General features: G+C 60.4%; 14 protein-coding genes, 1 rRNA gene and 1 pseudogene. 10 read left to right on the top strand and 6 right to left on the bottom strand.

Going from position 1 to position 17,705, the window contains the following annotated elements:
* Nucleotides 1-74 (top strand): 5S ribosomal RNA (rrf, locus tag ACIGHL_RS20725); the annotation flags it as partial.
* Between the two features lie 575 nt (nucleotides 75-649).
* On the opposite strand, the gene mksF is transcribed toward rrf, so the two are convergent.
* From mksF to mksB, 3 genes are all read right to left on the bottom strand, one after another.
* Nucleotides 650-3,499 (bottom strand): Mks condensin complex protein MksF, encoded by a 2,850-nt coding sequence (gene mksF, locus ACIGHL_RS20720; RefSeq protein ID WP_128121754.1) that lies wholly within the window; start codon nucleotides 3,497-3,499, stop codon nucleotides 650-652.
* Nucleotides 3,496-4,182: an Mks condensin complex protein MksE gene (gene mksE / locus ACIGHL_RS20715; RefSeq protein ID WP_128121755.1), complete on the bottom strand. Its 687-nt coding sequence runs from the start codon at nucleotides 4,180-4,182 to the stop codon at nucleotides 3,496-3,498. Before mksE ends, mksF begins: the two co-directional genes overlap by 4 nt.
* A 98-nt stretch (nucleotides 4,183-4,280) precedes the next feature.
* Nucleotides 4,281-5,522 (bottom strand): Mks condensin complex protein MksB, encoded by a 1,242-nt coding sequence (gene mksB, locus ACIGHL_RS20710; RefSeq protein WP_128121756.1) that lies wholly within the window; start codon nucleotides 5,520-5,522, stop codon nucleotides 4,281-4,283.
* Between the two features lie 319 nt (nucleotides 5,523-5,841).
* Here mksB and ACIGHL_RS20705 point away from each other — a divergent pair, with 319 nt between their 5' ends.
* The 5 genes from ACIGHL_RS20705 to rimI all read left to right on the top strand — a co-directional run bounded on the left by ACIGHL_RS20705 (nucleotide 5,842) and on the right by rimI (nucleotide 11,394).
* A complete protein-coding gene (locus tag ACIGHL_RS20705) occupies nucleotides 5,842-6,939 on the top strand; it encodes a carboxynorspermidine decarboxylase (protein WP_128121757.1) in 1,098 nt (365 codons plus the stop codon).
* Nucleotides 6,940-6,967: 28 nt separating this feature from the next.
* The gene (locus tag ACIGHL_RS20700) at nucleotides 6,968-8,206 is read left to right on the top strand and encodes a saccharopine dehydrogenase family protein (protein ID WP_128121758.1); all 1,239 of its coding nucleotides are present in this window, start codon (nucleotides 6,968-6,970) and stop codon (nucleotides 8,204-8,206) included.
* A 344-nt stretch (nucleotides 8,207-8,550) separates the two neighbouring features.
* A complete protein-coding gene (locus ACIGHL_RS20695) occupies nucleotides 8,551-10,098 on the top strand; it encodes a 2-isopropylmalate synthase (protein ID WP_128121759.1) in 1,548 nt (515 codons plus the stop codon).
* Complete coding sequence (locus ACIGHL_RS20690) at nucleotides 10,095-10,949, top strand: energy transducer TonB (RefSeq protein ID WP_128121760.1); 855 nt, start codon at nucleotides 10,095-10,097, stop codon at nucleotides 10,947-10,949. The genes ACIGHL_RS20695 and ACIGHL_RS20690 overlap by 4 nt, the downstream gene beginning before the upstream one ends.
* On the top strand, nucleotides 10,942-11,394 hold the full coding sequence (gene rimI / locus ACIGHL_RS20685; RefSeq protein WP_045424930.1) for a ribosomal protein S18-alanine N-acetyltransferase: 453 nt from the start codon (nucleotides 10,942-10,944) through the stop codon (nucleotides 11,392-11,394). Before ACIGHL_RS20690 ends, rimI begins: the two co-directional genes overlap by 8 nt.
* A 106-nt stretch (nucleotides 11,395-11,500) precedes the next feature.
* Here rimI and ACIGHL_RS20680 read toward each other — a convergent pair whose 3' ends face one another.
* On the bottom strand, nucleotides 11,501-12,043 hold the full coding sequence (locus tag ACIGHL_RS20680; protein WP_128121761.1) for a hypothetical protein: 543 nt from the start codon (nucleotides 12,041-12,043) through the stop codon (nucleotides 11,501-11,503).
* Between the two features lie 184 nt (nucleotides 12,044-12,227).
* Between ACIGHL_RS20680 and otsB the strand changes: the two genes are divergently transcribed.
* The 4 genes from otsB (at nucleotide 12,228) to ACIGHL_RS20660 (ending at nucleotide 16,089) form a co-directional block, all read left to right on the top strand.
* The gene (otsB, locus tag ACIGHL_RS20675; protein ID WP_128121762.1) at nucleotides 12,228-13,004 is read left to right on the top strand and encodes a trehalose-phosphatase; all 777 of its coding nucleotides are present in this window, start codon (nucleotides 12,228-12,230) and stop codon (nucleotides 13,002-13,004) included.
* A 12-nt stretch (nucleotides 13,005-13,016) separates the two neighbouring features.
* Nucleotides 13,017-14,426 carry an alpha,alpha-trehalose-phosphate synthase (UDP-forming) gene (gene otsA, locus ACIGHL_RS20670; RefSeq protein ID WP_046162639.1) on the top strand — a complete coding sequence of 470 codons (1,410 nt, stop codon included), beginning with the start codon at nucleotides 13,017-13,019 and terminating at the stop codon, nucleotides 14,424-14,426.
* Nucleotides 14,427-14,506: 80 nt separating this feature from the next.
* Nucleotides 14,507-15,154 (top strand): carbonate dehydratase, encoded by a 648-nt coding sequence (can, locus tag ACIGHL_RS20665; RefSeq protein ID WP_046162638.1) that lies wholly within the window; start codon nucleotides 14,507-14,509, stop codon nucleotides 15,152-15,154.
* On the top strand, nucleotides 15,154-16,089 hold the full coding sequence (locus tag ACIGHL_RS20660) for a DMT family transporter (RefSeq protein ID WP_128121763.1): 936 nt from the start codon (nucleotides 15,154-15,156) through the stop codon (nucleotides 16,087-16,089). The genes can and ACIGHL_RS20660 overlap by 1 nt, the downstream gene beginning before the upstream one ends.
* A gap of 152 nt (nucleotides 16,090-16,241) precedes the next feature.
* Here ACIGHL_RS20660 and ACIGHL_RS20655 read toward each other — a convergent pair whose 3' ends face one another.
* Both ACIGHL_RS20655 and acuI read right to left on the bottom strand, forming a co-directional pair.
* On the bottom strand, nucleotides 16,242-16,634 hold the full coding sequence (locus ACIGHL_RS20655) for a VOC family protein (RefSeq protein WP_128121792.1): 393 nt from the start codon (nucleotides 16,632-16,634) through the stop codon (nucleotides 16,242-16,244).
* Between the two features lie 63 nt (nucleotides 16,635-16,697).
* Nucleotides 16,698-17,438: pseudogene (gene acuI / locus ACIGHL_RS20650) on the bottom strand (acrylyl-CoA reductase (NADPH)); the annotation flags it as partial.
* Nucleotides 17,439-17,705 lie beyond the last annotated feature (267 nt).

Genomic DNA, 17,705 nt, shown 5'->3' with positions numbered 1-17,705 from the left:
AACTCAGTAGTGAAACGACGCATCGCCGATGGTAGTGTGGGGTTTCCCCATGTGAGAGTAGGTCATCGTCAAGCTTCTACACCAAACCCCCGATCATCGTAAGATGGTCGGGGGTTTGTCTTTGGGGCGGAAAAGACTGGACCTTCGCACCATGGTTTCCCCCATATGGTCCTGTAGCTCGCTGCCACTGCGTTCAGAACTCGCTCGGAACTGGCGAGCCATCGTGGGCCTGACATCAAATGATTCGCCTCGACAGACTAGTGAGGCAGTCTGCCCGGAAGCGTCAGATGTCGAAGGCTCACGCTGCGGGGCAGGCGCAATCATCATGATGCTGGGAACTATTTGGATCGGTATGTGCTAGCCGGCGGTTCTAAATCTGAGCGATCTGCGCTGTGCGAGCTGTATAGCATTTGTGAAGGCTCACGCCGAGGCGTAGCTGGAAAGCACCGCTGCGTAAGGTAAACGCGATCCGAGACATCGGGCGGCTGACGTTATCGCCTATCCGGTCAATGCGTAGCCGTAGCGGTTGTACTAGCCGCGCAGCTCAACATGTAAGCGCTCTCCCTAAAAGGCGGTACAGCGGAGGGAGTTTGAAGCTGAACTAACCAGCTCGCACCATTGGCAGGCTGGTTAGTTCCCGGTCTTGTGCTCAGCTGACTGGCTCGAGTTCTTTAGTAGGTCTTTGAGCAGCTGCGACGTCAAATGTCTCGGACCGCTCACGACGCTTGATGAACTTCCAGTCCGCCTCGTCGATGTAGATCCCGCTCGGGCCGCTGCCGCCCTCCAGGTCGATAGCTACGTGTGCTGAGACCTGTGGCTTAACCGAGGCGAGGATCGGCACGAAGCCAAGCTGCAAGCTGGTTTCGATCAGCGCCTGCTGGTTGCGCTCGTCGATATCAGCAGCTTCGTCCAGGTAGTAGGGCAGACGAATGCGCCCTGCTTGTTCGCGATCCATCAGGTGCAGCAGCAGGTACATGTTGGTCAGCGCTTTGATGGTCATGGTCGTGCCGTTGGACGCCGCGCCATCGATGTCGGTATGAATCACCGGCTGGCCGCCAACCTTGGTGATTTCGAAAGCCAGCTCGAAAAGATCTTTCAGGCCGAGCTGATTGTTGTTGGCAGCAACCAAGCGTGCCAGGTACTCCTTGGCTTCCTCGTTCTTGCTGTCCTGCTCGCTGCTTTGCTGCAGGTCGAAAACTGAGAGCGTCTCGCCTTGCTCGTATTGTCCGGCGCTGTGGATGATCTGGTCGATGTGCTTAAGCGCATCCTTGTTTGGTGCCAGCACGATGCGGAAGCTTTCGAGGTTGGATACCTGGCGCTTGTTAATTTCGCGGTTGAACAGCGCCAGCTGATGTTCAAGGCTGTCGTAGTCGCTGCGGATATTGCGCAGGGTGCGGGCAATGTCGGTAACCGCGGCGCGGCGCGCCTTGGCGAGTGTGAGGGCTTCGTCCTGGCGATGCGCGTAGGCGTTCACCAACAGCTGCAGCCGGCGCTCCGGATCCTCTTCACTGTCGAACTTGGCGACGCCCTTGAGGCGAACCTGTGCATAGAGCGCTTCGATCTGCCCGTCGACGCGCTGCAGCGCTTGCCAGCTGTCCTGATAGTCGTTGAGCAGTGGTTGCAGGTTGTCCAGCGAATCGTCGACTGGGTCCATGAATGGCGTACCAAAGGGCAAATCTGCTGGTAGCAGCTGGCGACGACGAAGCGCGTCTTCTAGCGTGCGCTCCTTGGCTTCCAGATCCGCCAGCTGACGACCGACCAGTTGCAGTTTTGCCGACAGGTGCTGGACGCGTTCGGTAAAGGCATCGCTGGTTCGCTTTAGCTCGTCCTGCGCCGCCTCCGCCAGCGCCAGCTGCTCGAGCTTGCTGCCTTCCTCGGTCGACAGCGTCTGGCAGCGACGGAAATCTTCCAGCGCTTTCTGCGAATCGAGGACCTGCTGGTACAGTTGTTCGGCCTGAGCCGTACTGGCGGCGCGGTCGACTGCCACCGAGTGCTGCGCCTTCAACTGCTTCAGCTCGCGCTCGAGACGGTCTTTCTGGTCACGCAGAGCAGCACGGTCGGCCAACGCCTGAAGGGCGGGCGGTTCGATATGCGAAAGGTCGATGGAGACGCCCGGCGCTTCGAATCGCTCGCCCTTAAATCCGTCCAGGACCGCTTCGAGTGATTTGACCCATGCCTCGCCATCATCCAGCGCGATGCCTTTGTCCCCTAGCGGCAGGCTGAACAGCTGCCCGTTGAACAGCCGCATCAGGCGATCAACGTCCGCTTGTGAGAACTCCTCGCGCAGGCGCGAATAGCTGTTGTTGTCGGCATGGTCCAGTTGCTGTCGGACCGACTTGAGGCGTTTCTCCAGATCGCGCAGGCGCTCGTCCAGATCTTCGCTGGAGAACTGGCGGGACTGGGATAGCGCCCCAGCCAGCTCGTCGTGGGCATCTTTGGCGGCGAGCAGCTGCTGTTCCAATACACGGGCATCGTCGATCAGGGCGAAACGGTTCTTCAATACGGACAGTTCTCCCAACCAGCGCTGGATCTCGCTGATTTCGCGCTCCAGGCGCATCAGCTCGGCCGTGCCGCCACGCTGTTCGTTCTGCAGGCCGTCCTGCTCGCGGCGATAGTGCTCAGCCTGGATGAGCAGTTCCTCCTTGCGCGCGCCGGCATAGTCCTGCCAGGTGCCCAGGAGCGAGTCGAGCAAAGGAGACAGGCGATGCAGCTTGCCGCGCAGCAACTCGCGCTGGGCGACACCGGCGGCCAGCGCCTCGACCAGCGGACCGGCCGCTACTAGGGCTTGGTAGTCCTGCTCCATGCGGCGTACGTCGCGGAAGGCTTCCTCTGTGGCGGCAATGTAGTCGACGCTGCCGGAGCGCAGGCTGTGCTCGAATGCATCGAGGAATAGCTGCTTGAGCTTGGCTGCGGTGATCTCGCGCATATGCAGCAGGTTGATGAACAACGCGCGGAAGGTTTTGAGGCTCTGCTCGCTGGTCGAACGCAGGGGGATGAGCGTCATGTCCAACGGAATTACGGTGTGGCCACCGACTAGCAGCCGCCGCAGCTCGTCCGGCTTGGCCTCGTAGGCCTTGATGCCTGCCCGTTCAAGATTGGCGAACAGCTCGCGTTGGCGCAGGCAGGTACCGTTCTGCTGGTAGTGATCGAGGTCCAGCGAGCCTTGGTAGACGAAGAACTGGTGGCCGAAGCCGCCACCCGGACCGCGGCCGGCAACGCCGATCACATGAGGGCCGTGGGGCAGGGCGACTTCGACGAGGATGTAGCTGGTGTCGCTGGCAAAGTAGAACTTGCGCGACTGCTCGAGGCTGTATTTGCCGAAGCTCATGTCCGACATGCGCGCCAGAATCGGGAACTGCAATGCGTTGATCGAGGCGGACTTGCCGAGGTTGTTCGCACCATAGACCGACAGCGGCGTTTCCAGTGGAAAGATGCCGAGGCTATAACCCGCAGTGTTCAGTAGGGCGAAGCGGCGGATACCGTAGCGTTCCTGGCTCATGCTTCAAGCTCCTTTTCTGCAGCGATGGCACGCGCCAGCGCGTCTTCTTCGGATTCATCTTCCGGATAGTCCAAGAGGATGATCTCGTCTTCTTCCTCCTCGGCGATCAACTGTGGCGCTGGAAGCGAGAGATCACTGCTGTGCAGGCTCGCTGCCAGGTCGCGGTCCTGCTGGACGGACAGGCATACGTCGAGGAAGCGGTGCATGGGCGGCAGGAAGCGGTAGATCCCATTGCTGTCTTCGGTAAAACCCAGTTGAGTTAGGCGGCGGATGACCTTCTCCTCCAGCTCGTCCTGGGACGTCACTTCAGCCTGCAGAAACAGGTCCCGGTACTTGTCCAATAACGCCGGCAGTTCATCCCGGCCCAGTGTGCCCCCGTCCAGCACCGCGAGGGGGTCGCGGCCCTGATCAGCCAAGTGCTCGACCAGAATGAAGGTAAACAGCGCCAGTCGCTGTGCGGTCTTGTTGACCTGTGCGCCCATCTGCTCGGGGACAAAATAGTAGAAGCCGCGAGGATCGCAGACCAGTTCGAAGCCGAGCGCCTTGAACAGAGCGCGGTATTGGTCCTGCATGCTGGACAGCTGGGCGTAGCACTCCGGCTCGCTGCGCGACAGGTGATAGCCCTTGAAGAGCTCGCGGAAAATCGGCGCCAGCTGGGTCATTTCTTTCAGATCAATGTTCATACGCAACTCAGTCAATCATCGTGTGAGCAGGCACGAGGCGCTTTTCACGAAAAGGAATCGAATCGGGGCGGGCGATACATCGCCAATAGGGCGCGACCTCAACCATCGGCATTGGCCAGCAGGGCAAAGGAGCTAAGGCTGACCTGATGCTCACGGGTCAGGTACTCGCGCCGCTCCAGGCGGTCGCGCTGAAAGCGCGCATCGCGGGACAGCCGTGAGAACCAGTAGAGCAGCTCATCGGTCGCGCCATCCGGCTCCTGCTCCAGCAGCCATTGCATCAGGTCCGGCAGTGGCAGCGCCTGTTCGCAGCGGTCGAGCATCTCCCGTGCGGTCAGTGGCGACCGCGGTGCGTCGGTCTTGCGCTTGCTGCCCGCGCGGGGGAACTGCGCCGGTTTCGGCTCGAAGCGGGCCAGGGCGTAGACGTAGGCTTCAACCTGGCTGGCCGAGCCGAGAAAGGTACTCTGTGGCCGGGTGAACAATGGCAGTGAGGCCTGCGGCACCGCGTCCAGTCCTTTCTTGCGAATGGCTGACAAGGCCAGCGCGGCGCCTCGCGTCACCGCATTATGCCGACGGGCTTCTTCGCGCAAGGGCAGCAACAGCTCGCGAGCGTGACGCAGGGTGAGCTGGGCGGTGCTTTGCATTTCCAGAATTCGCGCATGAGTGCGCAGCAACAGGTCGTCGTCAACCAGCTGGCCAAGCCGTTGTTGCTCGCCGAGCAGTTTCATGAGCACCTGCTCGACGCGGTAAACGCCCTGTTCGAAGGCGCCGTCAGCAGCGACCAACTGGATCATCGGCTCTACGTATTCATCCCAGGTCGCCAGGACCTCGGCGTAACGCTGACGTAATGGAATTTGCCGGTCACTGGTCTTGGCCCGATCGGCGACACCAATGAGCGCCTGTTCGTCGTTGGCGAGCTTTTTCAGCACGTCACGTACGCGCATGTCGAGCAGGCGCAACTGGCGGGCGAGATCCTGCCCGTCGCGGATTTCGAAGGCATCTTGGATGTGTCCGGCCAGGCGTTCGAGATGGCGCAGGTACGCTTCGATTTCCAGGCACAGGCCAAGTCGGTGTTCGCGGCGCAGGTAGGCGAGGAAGTCGTGAATCTGCGCGTTGAGCTCGAAGCGGTTCGGGCTCTTCGCCACCGGGACCAATATGTCCAGGCGAATCCATTGATCGAGCAGGGCCGTGATGTCGGTGGGCGTTCCTTCCGGCAGTTGCGCAGCGAGCTGATGACGAAGTTCGATCAGGCTCAGGGTGCCGGCATCGAAGCGCTCGCACAGCGGCTCGAGCAATGTCCAGTGTTCGGCAAGGGCGCGCAATACGCGCTTGGGTTCGATCATCGAGGCGCCAATCCAGCCATGAAAAAAGGCGCAAATTGTACTGCATCACTGCTGGGGTGATGGCAGACGGAGACGACCGGATGCGCCCTGATCGGCATTTAGATCAGCAAACAGGACCGTTCACCCGGACGTCATCAATCACAGGTAGCGTGCGGCGCATTGCTGCCGTTCACCGATTTGATCGCGACCGAACATCATGAAAGTCGACGAAGTGTCGAAATGCTATTTCGATATACGTTAGTTACCGGCACAATTCGCCCTTTTTTCCAAACGGGAAGCGGTCGGCTTCCTGTCGGCGACCTTTTCGGGGCACGCACACATGATCAAGACGCCGTATTACCTCATCGATAAACAGAAACTGCTGGGCAATCTGGAAAAGATTGCCTATGTACGCGAGCAGTCCGGCGCCAAGGCGCTGCTGGCGCTCAAGTGCTTCGCCACTTGGTCGGTTTTCGACCTGATGCAGCAGTACATGGACGGTACTACTTCGTCGTCACTGTACGAACTCAAGCTTGGCCGGCAGAAGTTCGCCGGGGAAGCTCATGCTTACAGCGTGGCTTGGGCCGACGATGAAATTGAAGAGATGGTCGCTAACTGCGACAAGATCATCTTCAACTCCATTGGCCAACTCGAGCGCTTCGAGGCCGCCACCGAAGGCACCATTCGGGGTTTGCGAGTAAACCCCCAGGTCAGCAGCTCCGACTACCTGCTCGCTGATCCGGCACGCCCGTTCAGCCGCCTGGGCGAGTGGGACCCAGAGAAAATCGCCGCGGTCATGGGCAAGATCTCCGGCTTCATGTTCCACAACAACTGTGAGAACGGCAGCTTCGAGCTGTTCGACAAGATGCTCACCACGATTGAGGAGCGCTTCGGCCCTCTGCTTGAACAGGTCGAGTGGGTCAGCCTCGGCGGCGGAATCCACTTCACCGGGGAGGGCTACCCACTCGATGCGTTCTGCGCTCGCCTGAAGGCCTTCTCCGAAAAGTATGGCGTGCAGGTCTACCTGGAGCCGGGCGAAGCGGCGATCACCCTCAGTTCCTCGCTGGAAGTGACGGTGCTCGACACCCTGTACAACGGCAAGAATCTTGCGGTGGTCGACAGCTCGATCGAGGCGCATATGCTCGATCTGCTGATCTACCGCCTCAACGCCAAGATGGCTCCTAACGACGGCGAGCACAGCTACATGGTGTGCGGCAAATCCTGTCTGGCCGGCGATATCTTCGGCGAGTACCAATTCGATCGTCCGCTGACCATCGGCGATCGGCTGTCGTTTATCGACGCAGCGGGTTACACAATGGTCAAGAAAAACTGGTTCAACGGTCTGAAAATGCCGTCCATCGTTGTAAAGCAGCTCGACGGCAGCGTCGAGGTGGTTCGCGAGTTCAACTTTGACGATTACCTGTCCAGCCTTTCCTGAGGCAGCGGCTTAAGGAGTGACAAAACAATTGAAGAAAAACGTTCTTATCATTGGTGCAGGAGGTGTCGCCAAGGTGGTGGCCCATAAGTGCGCGCAGCACAACGACGAACTCGGTCGTATTGCTATCGCGTCGCGCAGCATCTCCAAATGCCAGGCCATCATCGACAGCGTGCAGGCCAAGGGCGGATTGAAACAGCCCGGTGAGATCAAGGCCTACGTGCTGGACGCCCTGGACGTAGAAGCGACCAAGGCGATGATCAGCGAAACTGAATCGCAGATCGTCATCAATGTGGGTTCAGCCTTCCTGAACATGGCCGTACTACGCGCGTGTATCGACACCGGCGCCGCGTATCTCGACACGGCTATCCATGAAGAGCCGAACAAGATTTGCGAAACCCCGCCGTGGTATGGCAACTACGAGTGGAAGCACCTGGCCGAATGCCAGGAAAAGGGCGTCACCGCCATTCTGGGTGCCGGCTTCGATCCGGGCGTGGTCAATGCTTACGCCGCTCTGGCGCAGCAGGAGCACTTCGACACCATCGAGTCGATCGACATCCTGGACGTCAATGCCGGTTCGCACGGCAAATATTTCGCGACCAACTTCGACCCGGAAATAAACTTCCGCGAATTCACCGGTCAGGTCTACAGCTGGCAGAACAGCCAGTGGACGACCAACACCATGTTCGAGGTCAAGCGCACCGACGACCTGCCGGTGGTGGGCGAGCAGAGCCTCTACCTGACCGGCCATGACGAGGTACATTCGCTCTCCAAGCACCTCGACGTACCGAACGTACGCTTCTGGATGAGCTTTGGTGATCACTACATCAATGTCTTCACCGTGCTGAAGAACCTCGGCCTGCTTTCCGAGCAGCCGGTCCGCACAGCCGAAGGCCTGGAAGTAGTGCCGCTCAAGGTGGTAAAAGCCGTACTGCCCGATCCCGCTTCGCTGGCGCCTGGCTACACCGGCAAGACCTGCATCGGCGATCTCATCAAAGGCACCAAGGACGGCCAGCCGCGCGAGCTGTTCATCTACAACGTGGCCGACCATGAAGAGGCCTACGCCGAGACGGACAGTCAGGGCATTTCCTACACCGCTGGCGTGCCGCCGGTCGCCGCCGCGCTGCTGGTAGCGCGCGGGGAGTGGGATGCGCAGCGGATGGTTAACGTCGAGCAATTGCCGGCGCAGCCATTCCTCAAACTGCTCGACGCGATGGGCCTGCCCACGCGGATTAAGGACGAGCACGGCGACCGCGCTTGGGATCAATAAGCCAGCCACGAGCTGCACGAACGAAAGGCTCCGCTGCCTCAGCAGCGGGGCCTTTTTTGCTTTGAAGGCTGTGGTGGATATAAAGCAACATTCGCTCTAAGGGCCAGGGCGGGCGTTTCGGCTTTCGTAGAGTGGAAAACCGCGAAGCGTTTTCCACTGACGTTCCCCCCGCGGTTGGTGAAAAAGCTCCGGCGTTTTCCACCCGATGCTGCTTACGGTGGATGTAAAAAACGACATCCACTCTACGAATGCAGCTGTGCCTTCCCGGCTTGTTCATTTCACGCGACAATCCACCGTCTACAAGCGCCCCCTCAGAGGCGCTCGGCAGCCGTGAGGATTTGACTATGAGCAGCAACGACCGCGTCATCATCTTCGACACCACCCTGCGAGACGGTGAGCAGAGTCCCGGCGCTTCTATGACCGGCGAAGAAAAGCTGCGCATCGCCAAGGCCCTCGAGCGGCTGAAAGTGGACGTGATTGAGGCCGGCTTCGCCATCGCCAGCCCGGGCGACTTCGCCGCGGTCAAAGCCGTGGCGGATCACATCAAGGACAGCACCGTCTGTAGTCTGGCCCGTGCCGTGGATGCCGACATCGAGCGCGCCGCCGAAGCGCTGGCCGGCGCCAACTCCGGTCGCATCCACACCTTTATCGCCACCAGCCCGATCCATATGCAATACAAGCTGCGCATGCAGCCGGATCAGGTGGTCGAGCAGGCCGTACGTGCGGTGACCAAGGCGCGTAATCTCTGCGCTGATGTGGAGTTCTCGTGCGAGGACGCCGGCCGCTCGGAAATCGATTTCCTCTGCCGCATCATCGAAGCGGCCATCGACGCTGGCGCGCGCACCATCAACATTCCAGACACGGTCGGCTACGCCATCCCGCACCAATATGCGGAGACCATCCGCCTGCTGCTCGAGCGCATTCCCAACGCGGACAAAGCCGTCTTCTCCGTTCACTGCCACAACGACCTGGGCCTTGCGGTGGCCAACTCGCTGGCGGCGGTCGTCGCGGGGGCTCGGCAGGTCGAGTGCACCATAAACGGCCTGGGCGAGCGCGCTGGTAACGCCGCGCTGGAAGAGATCGTCATGGCGATCAAGACGCGTCAGGACCTGCTCGACGTGCACACCCGGATCGAGACCGAGCACATCCTCAGCGCCTCGCGCCTGGTGTCCGGCATTACGGGCTTCCCAGTGCAGCCGAACAAGGCCATCGTCGGTGCCAATGCCTTTGCTCACGAATCCGGCATCCATCAGGATGGCGTGCTCAAGCACCGCGAAACCTATGAAATCATGTCCGCGCAGTCGGTCGGCTGGAACGCCAACAAGATGGTCATGGGCAAGCACTCGGGACGCGCCGCCTTTCGCGCGCGGCTTGAGGAGCTGGGTATCGTTTTGCCGGGCGAAGGCGAGCTGAACGCGGCCTTTGCCCGCTTCAAGGAGCTTGCCGACAAGAAGCACGAGATTTTCGACGAGGATTTGCAGGCACTGGTTTCTGACACCCTCGCCGAGGACGTGCAGGAGCATTTCAAGCTGGTGACGCTGGAAGTGGCGAGCAAGACCGGCGAGGTGCCGGACGCCAAGCTCGTGCTGAACGTGGATGGCAACGAGCAGGCTGCGTCAGCGCAGGGTTCTGGGCCGGTCGACGCAACCTTCAAAGCCATTGAGTCGGTGGCCAACTCGGGCGCCACGCTGCAGCTCTACTCGGTCAACGCAATCACCAAGGGCACCGATTCTCAAGGCGAGGTCACGGTGCGGCTGGAGAAGGGCGGACGTATCGTCAACGGCAACGGTGCCGATACCGATATCGTCGTGGCCTCGGCCAAGGCCTACCTCAATGCGCTGAACCTGATGCAGGTTGGCGCCAAGGCTCATCCACAGGTGGCCGGGGTTTGATTACCGAAAGCCGGCGTCGAGCCTTCCTCAACGCCATGCAGATCACCACCTGGCTGCCACGAGCCGAGCTGCCCTTTGCCGCGCCTTCGCGCCCGGAGCTCTTGCAAATCGTCGAGACGGTATCCGCGCCCGCGCCAGTCGTCGAGCTTCGACCAACGCCACAGCCGAGCCGTAGCACAGCGCCCGAGCCGGCAGCGGCGGCGACGGCTGCTTCGGCCAGTCCGGCCGCAGATGCGGTTCGCTCGGTCATGCCACGCATCGCCGTGCCCGAGCCGAAAAAACCTGCGGCGAAGGCCCGCGAAGCGCAGGTGGTTGCCGCCGAGCAGAAAGCCGCCGTACCGCCCCCTCGCTTCGCCTTGCAGCTGCTGCGTGCCGGCAATGTGCTGTTGCTGGTCGAGCTGCCGACGGGTGAGTCTTTCCAGAGCCGCGATCCTGCTTACATCCTGCTCAAGGACTTGTTGCGTGCTGCCAGACTACCGGACAGCCCACAGCAGGTTGGAGACGGTGAGCCGATTCGCTGGCCGCTGCTCCATCGCGGCAGCCTCGATCAGGGCGGCGAAGCTGCACGTGACTACGTGCAGGGCGTGGTCGCTGCCGAGTTGGAACAAATGGGTTGTGCCTGCCTCTGGCTGATCGGCTCGCCTGCGCTGCGGTTTGCTGGCGAAGTCGAGGCGGACGCCTGCTATCGCGAGCTGACAATCGAAGGCTTAGGCGTTGCGTTGACGATGCCGGGGCTCGAGCAGTTGATGGAGCAGCCCGGCAGCAAGGCGCAGCTGTGGCGAGCCATGCGCCGCAGCATGCCGCGCTGGGTGATCGGTTTGAGTGGATCCACGAGTAGTGTTCATGAGTGATGCAGTGAGCTTCCGCCCGATGACCGCGGCGGATATCGAAACCGTTCTGAAAATCGAATACGCCGCTTTCAGCCACCCCTGGACCCGCGGCATCTTCACCGATGCGCTCACCGCCTATGAGTGCTGGGTGATGTTCGAGGGCGAGCAGCAGGTCGGCCACGGCGTGATCAATGTCATCCTCGATGAGGCGCATCTGCTCAACATCACTGTCAAACCACAGAGCCAGGGCCACGGGCTTGGCTTGCGACTGCTGGAACACCTGATGCAACGCGCTCAGGAGCGTGGCGGGCGCGAATGCTTCCTTGAAGTGCGTGCGAGCAACACCTCGGCTTATCGCTTGTATGAGCGTTATGGCTTCAATGAGGTGGGGCGTCGCCGTGGGTACTATCCATCTGCCGAAGGGCGGGAGGATGCGCTGGTAATGGCCTGTACGCTGATCGACTGATCAAGCGAAGGTCTGACGCAAGAAGGCCCGACTCGAAAGAGCCGGGCCTTCTTCTTTATCGTCGCCATACATCCATTGCGTACGGCAGACAGCCGGTTGCGTGAGGCTACTGTCCTGGCGCCTTGTCCCGGCCAGAATCCAGCGGGGCGTCACCGCCTAGTTCGTTGTCATCCATCACATCGTCATTTTCGTGTAGTACAGCGTCACCGCCGCCGAGTCCGGTGTCCGGATCGCCATCTGCCGGGCCGTCCCAGGGTTTACCGTCCAGTGGGTTGGCGCGGCCCTCTTCGGCCTCGTCCAGGTCCACATCGGCACCGATGCGATGCTCCGAAACTTCACTCAGATCCTGGTCGGCCGGCCCGCCATGGCCCGGCTCGTGCGGCGAGCGGGACCCATCGTCGGGAATCAGCGTCTCTGGCGCCATGTCATCCGTGGTGGTCTGCCCGCCAGGTACTTCGCCAGTCGTCATGCCGGCTTCGGCGACTCGCTCCGGCGGGAACTCGTTCTCGCGTTCTTCGGCAGGAACTTCATCCCCGATGCGGCCCTTACGGTCGTCCCGATGCTGGTCGAAATCGAGCTGTTCGATTGAACCCATGCGGTCCTCGGTAGTGTCGATTTCCGTTGGGGTGTAAGGCTTGGAATCGTTCATGACAACCTCCTGCTAGAACTCTGGTCTTGCAGATTGTGACCCGGTGACGATGTGAAGATTCAGGCCGGCCGCTGGCCGGTTCTGCCTTTATGAACCAAGCTGCAGTGGCCGTGCATCTTGAACTACAGGCAGCGGCCGCGATAAAAAACGCGAACCACCACCGTTGATCGGGGGTCCCAGTTACATGAGTAAACAATATGATCAACCCGAGCTAGAGGCTCGGAGCTGCGCTTTTTTCTTCGATGTTGATGGCACGCTCGCTGATATCCAACCGCGTCCTGAACTCGTTTTCATCCCCCCTCGTTCACTGGCGGCGCTGGAACAGCTGAGCGCCAATGGCATTCCTGTTGCGGTCGTGTCTGGCCGGCCGATCAGCCAGCTCGATGCGCTGCTCACGCCTTTGCAACTGCCCGCTGCCGGCGTGCACGGCGCCGAGCGTCGTTCCGCTACCGGCGAGTTGCAAAACCTGACCCTCGATAATGACGTGTTCGAAGCCATCCAGCGCGAGTTGGCGCAAGCATGTGCCGAGCATCCTGGCCTGACGCTGGAGAACAAGGGCGTCGCCTTTGCGCTGCATTTCCGCCTGGCTCCTGAGCTTGAAGAGATCGCGCGCGGCGTGGCCGAAGATTTCGTGGCCCGTTATGGTGAGGTGCTGGCGCTACAGCCGGGCAAGTGTGTGTTCGAACTCAAGCCGCGTGGCGCCAGTAAGGGTGAGGTCATCCGGACTTTCATGCAGGAGGCACCTTTTGCCGGACGGACACCCGTCTTCATTGGCGATGACCTGACCGATGAGGCAGGCTTCACGGTGGTCAACGAACTGGGCGGGGTCTCGATCAAGGTGGGCACAGGTCCGACCGAAGCCATGCAGCGGCTGGCGTCAGTAGAAGCCGTCGCCGTCTGGCTCGACGGATTGCAGAGCACGCTGTCCGAGCCGCAGCAACATCCAATAAAACCAGACTGAAGCGAGAACTACATGAGCCGACTAGTAGTGGTTTCCAACCGTGTAGCGCCGATCAAGGCGGGGAAGGTCGCTGCTGGCGGGCTTGCAGTTGGCGTTCACGACGCATTGCGCCAGGCCGGCGGTATCTGGTTTGGCTGGAATGGCGATGTAAGCAGCACCCCGCAAACCCGAACCGAGACCGTCGGTAATATCACCTACGCCACGATGGGCCTCACCAAGCAGGATTACGACCAGTATTACCGTGGATTTTCCAATGCCACGCTGTGGCCGATCTTTCACTACAGGATCGACCTGGCGCGGTACAACCGGCAGGAGTACGAAGGTTACAGACGGGTCAACGCGATGCTGGCGGAGAAACTGAAACCGCTGCTCGAACCTGACGACATCATTTGGATCCACGACTATCACCTGATTCCCTTCGCCGAAGCTTGCCGCCAGCTCGGCATCCGCAACCGCATCGGTTTCTTCCTTCACATTCCGTTCCCGCCGCCGGAAATCCTGACCGTCATTCCGCCGCACAATGAGTTGCTGAAAACACTTTGCTTTTACGACCTCATCGGCTTCCAGACGGAAACGGATCGGCTCGCCTTCCAGGACTACATGACCCGCGAAGTGCGGGGAATCCTTGAGTCCGATGGGAGCCTGACCGCGTATGGTCAGAATTTCCGCGCCGGGGTGTATCCCATCGGCGTTGTCCCGGATGAGATCCAGACGCTCGCCGAGTCCTACAAAGGCCGAAGCAAGCCCATGCGGCGCACCACGGACGTCGATCGCAAGAAGATCATCAGCGTGGACCGGCTGGATTATTCCAAGGGCCTGGTCGAGCGGTTCAAGGCGTACGAAGCGTTCCTGGACCGATACCCGGAGCATCGTCGCGCTGTCGAGTTCATCCAGATCGCGCCGACGTCGCGTTCGGACGTAAAGACCTATCAACATATTCGTCAGCAGCTGGAAAGTGCCGCGGGTCACATCAATGGCTGGCTGTCGGACCTGGACTGGACGCCCTTGCATTACCTCAACAAAAGCCATGATCGGAAAGCCCTGATGGGGTTGTTCCGCCAGTCCGACATCGGCTTCGTCACCCCGCTTCGCGACGGTATGAACCTGGTCGCCAAGGAATTCGTCGCGTCTCAGGACCCCGAAGATCCTGGCGTGCTGGTGCTATCGCGCTTCGCTGGCGCTGCCCGCGAGCTGACCTCAGCGCTGATCATCAACCCCTACGATTGCATCGGCATGGCCGAGGCGCTGGATCGGGCGATGCGTATGTCGCTCACCGAGCGCAAGGATCGCTACGAGCACATGATGCGGGCAATACGCGCCGCTGACCTGGACGCCTGGCGCGACAATTTCCTGCGCGACCTGCGCGCCTTTTCCTCCCGCCCGAGAGCTGAGGTCCCTTCGAATCCGCTGTTCACGGTCTAATGCTGTGACGCACCGGTCTGCGTGCTTGTCAAAACGCCGACCGGTTCGTAACGTGCGTGTCGGAATGGAAGGGGTAGGCGATGAGCAACGAGCTTCAACAGTTATTCGAGAACAATGCGCGCTGGGCTGAAGCGATCATCGAAGAAGACCCTACTTTTTTCACCAAACTGGCCAAGCAGCAACTGCCGGAGTATCTCTGGATCGGCTGTTCCGACGCCCGCGTGCCTGCCAATGAGATTGTCGGCCTGCTGCCCGGCGATCTCTTCGTTCACCGCAACGTCGCTAACGTCGTGCTGCACACCGACCTCAATTGCCTATCGGTGATTCAGTACGCGGTGGATGTGCTCAAGGTGAAACACATCCTCGTCACCGGTCATTACGGCTGCGGAGGTGTTCGCGCTTCGATGCGTGACGATCAGCTAGGCCTGATCGACGGCTGGCTGCGCACCATCCGCGATCTGTATTACGAACACCGCGAGCACATCGCCAGCTTCCCCACCGAAGAAGCACAGGTGGATCGCCTCTGTGAGCTCAACGTCATCCAGCAGGTGGCCAACGTCAGCCACACCAACATCGTCCAGAATGCCTGGCATCGCGATCAACCGCTGTCCGTTCACGGTTGCATCTACGGCATCAAAGACGGCATCTGGAAGAACCTCAACGTTACGATCAGCGGTCTTGATCAACTGCCGCCGCAGTACCGCCTCCGCACGCGTCGGCCGGTCTGATGGACGGGCGTCAGGGATGGGCTTTCGCCGGCCTGCTGCTCGCTGTGCTCTGCTGGAGTGGCAACGCGCTGGTGGCGCGCGCCTTTCATGATGCAATACCGCCGCTGACCTTGTCGTTCTGGCGCTGGGTGCTGGCGACCTGCCTGTTGCTGCCGTTCGTAGCGCGCTCCATCTGGACACACAGGGCCACGCTACGTGCCGCGGGTTGGCGGCTGCCAGTGATCGCCGCATTGGGCATCAGCAGCTACAACTCATTGCTGTACTCCGCGGCGCAAAGCACCGAGGCCATCAATCTCACCTTGGTCAACACCTGCCTGCCCCTGTTCACCTTCATCGGCGGCGGCCTGCTGTTGGGCGAATGGCCCGCGCGTCGCGCCTGGTTCGGCATGGCCATCGCCGCGTGCGGGCTGGTCTACCTCATCAGCCGCGGCAGCTGGGATGCGTTCACCCATTTGGCCTTCAAGGCCGGCGATCTCATCATGCTCGCAGCGGTTCTGGTATGGGCGCTGTACACCCTGTCATTGAGACGCTGGAGCGGCTTCCTCCAGGTTCCGCCCTTGACACTGCTAGGCGCGCTGATGGCAATCGGTACGCCGTTTATCCTGCCGTTCTACCTGTTCGAGCTCAGTCATGTCGGCGGTTTCGAACCAAGCCCGATCAACCTTTCCGTCATCGCCTATACCGCGGTCTTCGCGTCGCTGGTGGCTTACCTTTCCTGGAATCACGGCGTCAAAACCGTTGGCGCGGCGAAAGCGGCGATGGCGACCTACCTGATGCCGGTATTCACCGCCATTCTCGGCTGGCTGCTATTAGGGGAGGGCTTGCAGCTATTTCATTGGATCGGTGGCGGACTGATTTTTGCCGGTTTGCTGCTGGCGACTCAGGTTAGGGCAGGTAGCCCGCTCTTAAGTCAGGCGAAACAAAGCCCGCGCTAGCGGGTTCGCTTAAGGCCTGCCAGGGAACTTGTGCGTCTGGATGGAGGGCCCCGGAACGCAGCCGTCTTGTTAGCGTTCATGCGCCGCAGCCGGGGTGCAGCGCATAGACGTTCAACGGTGGCGCCGCTCTTGGTTGTGCGGTGCAGTGCAGATTATGGCGCGCGGTAGATGGCGCACAGCTTGTTGCCGTCAGGGTCGCGCACATAGCCCAGGTGCATCGGGCCTAGGCTGCTTTCGCGCAGCCCCGGTGGATCTTCGCAAGTTGTGCCGCCATGGGCCACACCGATGTCGTGGAACGCCTGGACCTGCTCGGCCGAATTGCACTTGAAACCAATCGTGCCGCCATTGGCGACCGTCGCTTCTTCACCGTTGAGGGGCTCGGTAACACCGAAGAGGCTGCCATCGTGTCGGTAGAAGAGGCGGGTGTGCCCAGTAGGCCCGGTGTTACAGATCGGCTCGCCTGCGCCGAGTAGGCCAAGCACGGCATCGTAGAACCGCTTTGACCGTTCAATATCATTCGAACCGACCATTACATGGTTGAGCATGAGGGCCTCGCTAAGTGGGGTTGGTTGTGCGGCTGTGGACGAGCAATGTAGCACCGGCATGAAGCCTTGGGCCAAACCGCACGCAGCGACCACCCCGTCTGCGCGTGTGCCTGCGCATACGTTGGCCAGCGTGTGGCTGCCTACTGAGTCGATCGCCGCAGCCCAACGCTCTTTTGCCAAAGAACGCCCGGGATTGGACAATTCATTGCGATCAATGATGGATGTTGCGCCCAAGCGCTTGAGGTAATCAGCTTCGGCCGGACGCCCCGTAGCTGCAATGACCGAATAACCTTTACGCGATAACAGCGCGATGGCAAAGCTGCCAACTCCGCCATTGGCGCCTGTAACCAGCACTTCACCACGCTCCGGCGTCACACCTTGGCGTTCCAGCGCTAACAGGCAAAGCATTGCTGTGTAGCCTGCGGTTCCGATTGCCATTGCCTGGCGTTCGCTCAATGTCTCGGGCAACGGGATCAGCCATTCCGCTCGTAGCTTGGCCTTCTGAGCCAACCCGCCCTAGTGCCCTTCGCCCACACCCCAGCCGTTAAGCAGGACTCGGTCGCCGATCTTGTAGTGAGGGTTGCTGCTGGCTTCCACGGTTCCGGCCAGATCAATACCGGGCACCATCGGAAACTGACGCACAACTGGACTGCCACCGCTGATGGCTAGCCCATCCTTGTAATTCAGCGTGCTGTAGGCCACCCGAACGGTTACATCACCTTCAGGGAGCTGCGCTTCATCAAGGTCAGTCAAGCGAGCCCGATAAGCTTCTGCATTTTTTTCGATAAGAATTGCCTTGAACATCATCAGCTCCTCATTTAGACCGATCGTCTCAAATGTCAATTGAGAATGTGACGCCAATATTCGTATTTCCTGATTAGGGCTAGTTTCGTTGGTTTTTTTCGACGGGCTGCTTTGGGATATGGCAGCAACTCAGCACTGCTTACTGCCGAGGTCGTTCTGCGTAAGCGCTTCGCGCAACCAAGAGGTGAAAGAGATATTTCTGAGCTGACTGTCCGCTTCTAGGTCGATATCTGCTCCTCCCCAGCGACAACGCGCAAGCCTCTCAGC

This window comes from Pseudomonas sp. NPDC077451, from assembly GCF_044543345.1.
GTDB lineage: Bacteria > Pseudomonadota > Gammaproteobacteria > Pseudomonadales > Pseudomonadaceae > Stutzerimonas.
Note: the sequence above shows the minus strand (reverse complement) of the source record. Positions and strands in the feature narration are given on the sequence as shown.

Coding starts and splice junctions, on each gene's coding strand:
- ACIGHL_RS20655 (WP_128121792.1), bottom strand. CDS start 16,634: ATGCTCAACCATGTAATGGTCGGTTCGAATGATATTGAACGGTCAAAG.
- mksB (WP_128121756.1), bottom strand. CDS start 5,522: ATGATCGAACCCAAGCGCGTATTGCGCGCCCTTGCCGAACACTGGACA.
- ACIGHL_RS20695 (WP_128121759.1), top strand. CDS start 8,551: ATGAGCAGCAACGACCGCGTCATCATCTTCGACACCACCCTGCGAGAC.
- mksE (WP_128121755.1), bottom strand. CDS start 4,182: ATGAACATTGATCTGAAAGAAATGACCCAGCTGGCGCCGATTTTCCGC.
- ACIGHL_RS20705 (WP_128121757.1), top strand. CDS start 5,842: ATGATCAAGACGCCGTATTACCTCATCGATAAACAGAAACTGCTGGGC.
- mksF (WP_128121754.1), bottom strand. CDS start 3,499: ATGAGCCAGGAACGCTACGGTATCCGCCGCTTCGCCCTACTGAACACT.
- can (WP_046162638.1), top strand. CDS start 14,507: ATGAGCAACGAGCTTCAACAGTTATTCGAGAACAATGCGCGCTGGGCT.
- rimI (WP_045424930.1), top strand. CDS start 10,942: ATGAGTGATGCAGTGAGCTTCCGCCCGATGACCGCGGCGGATATCGAA.
- ACIGHL_RS20680 (WP_128121761.1), bottom strand. CDS start 12,043: ATGAACGATTCCAAGCCTTACACCCCAACGGAAATCGACACTACCGAG.
- otsA (WP_046162639.1), top strand. CDS start 13,017: ATGAGCCGACTAGTAGTGGTTTCCAACCGTGTAGCGCCGATCAAGGCG.
- ACIGHL_RS20660 (WP_128121763.1), top strand. CDS start 15,154: ATGGACGGGCGTCAGGGATGGGCTTTCGCCGGCCTGCTGCTCGCTGTG.
- otsB (WP_128121762.1), top strand. CDS start 12,228: ATGAGTAAACAATATGATCAACCCGAGCTAGAGGCTCGGAGCTGCGCT.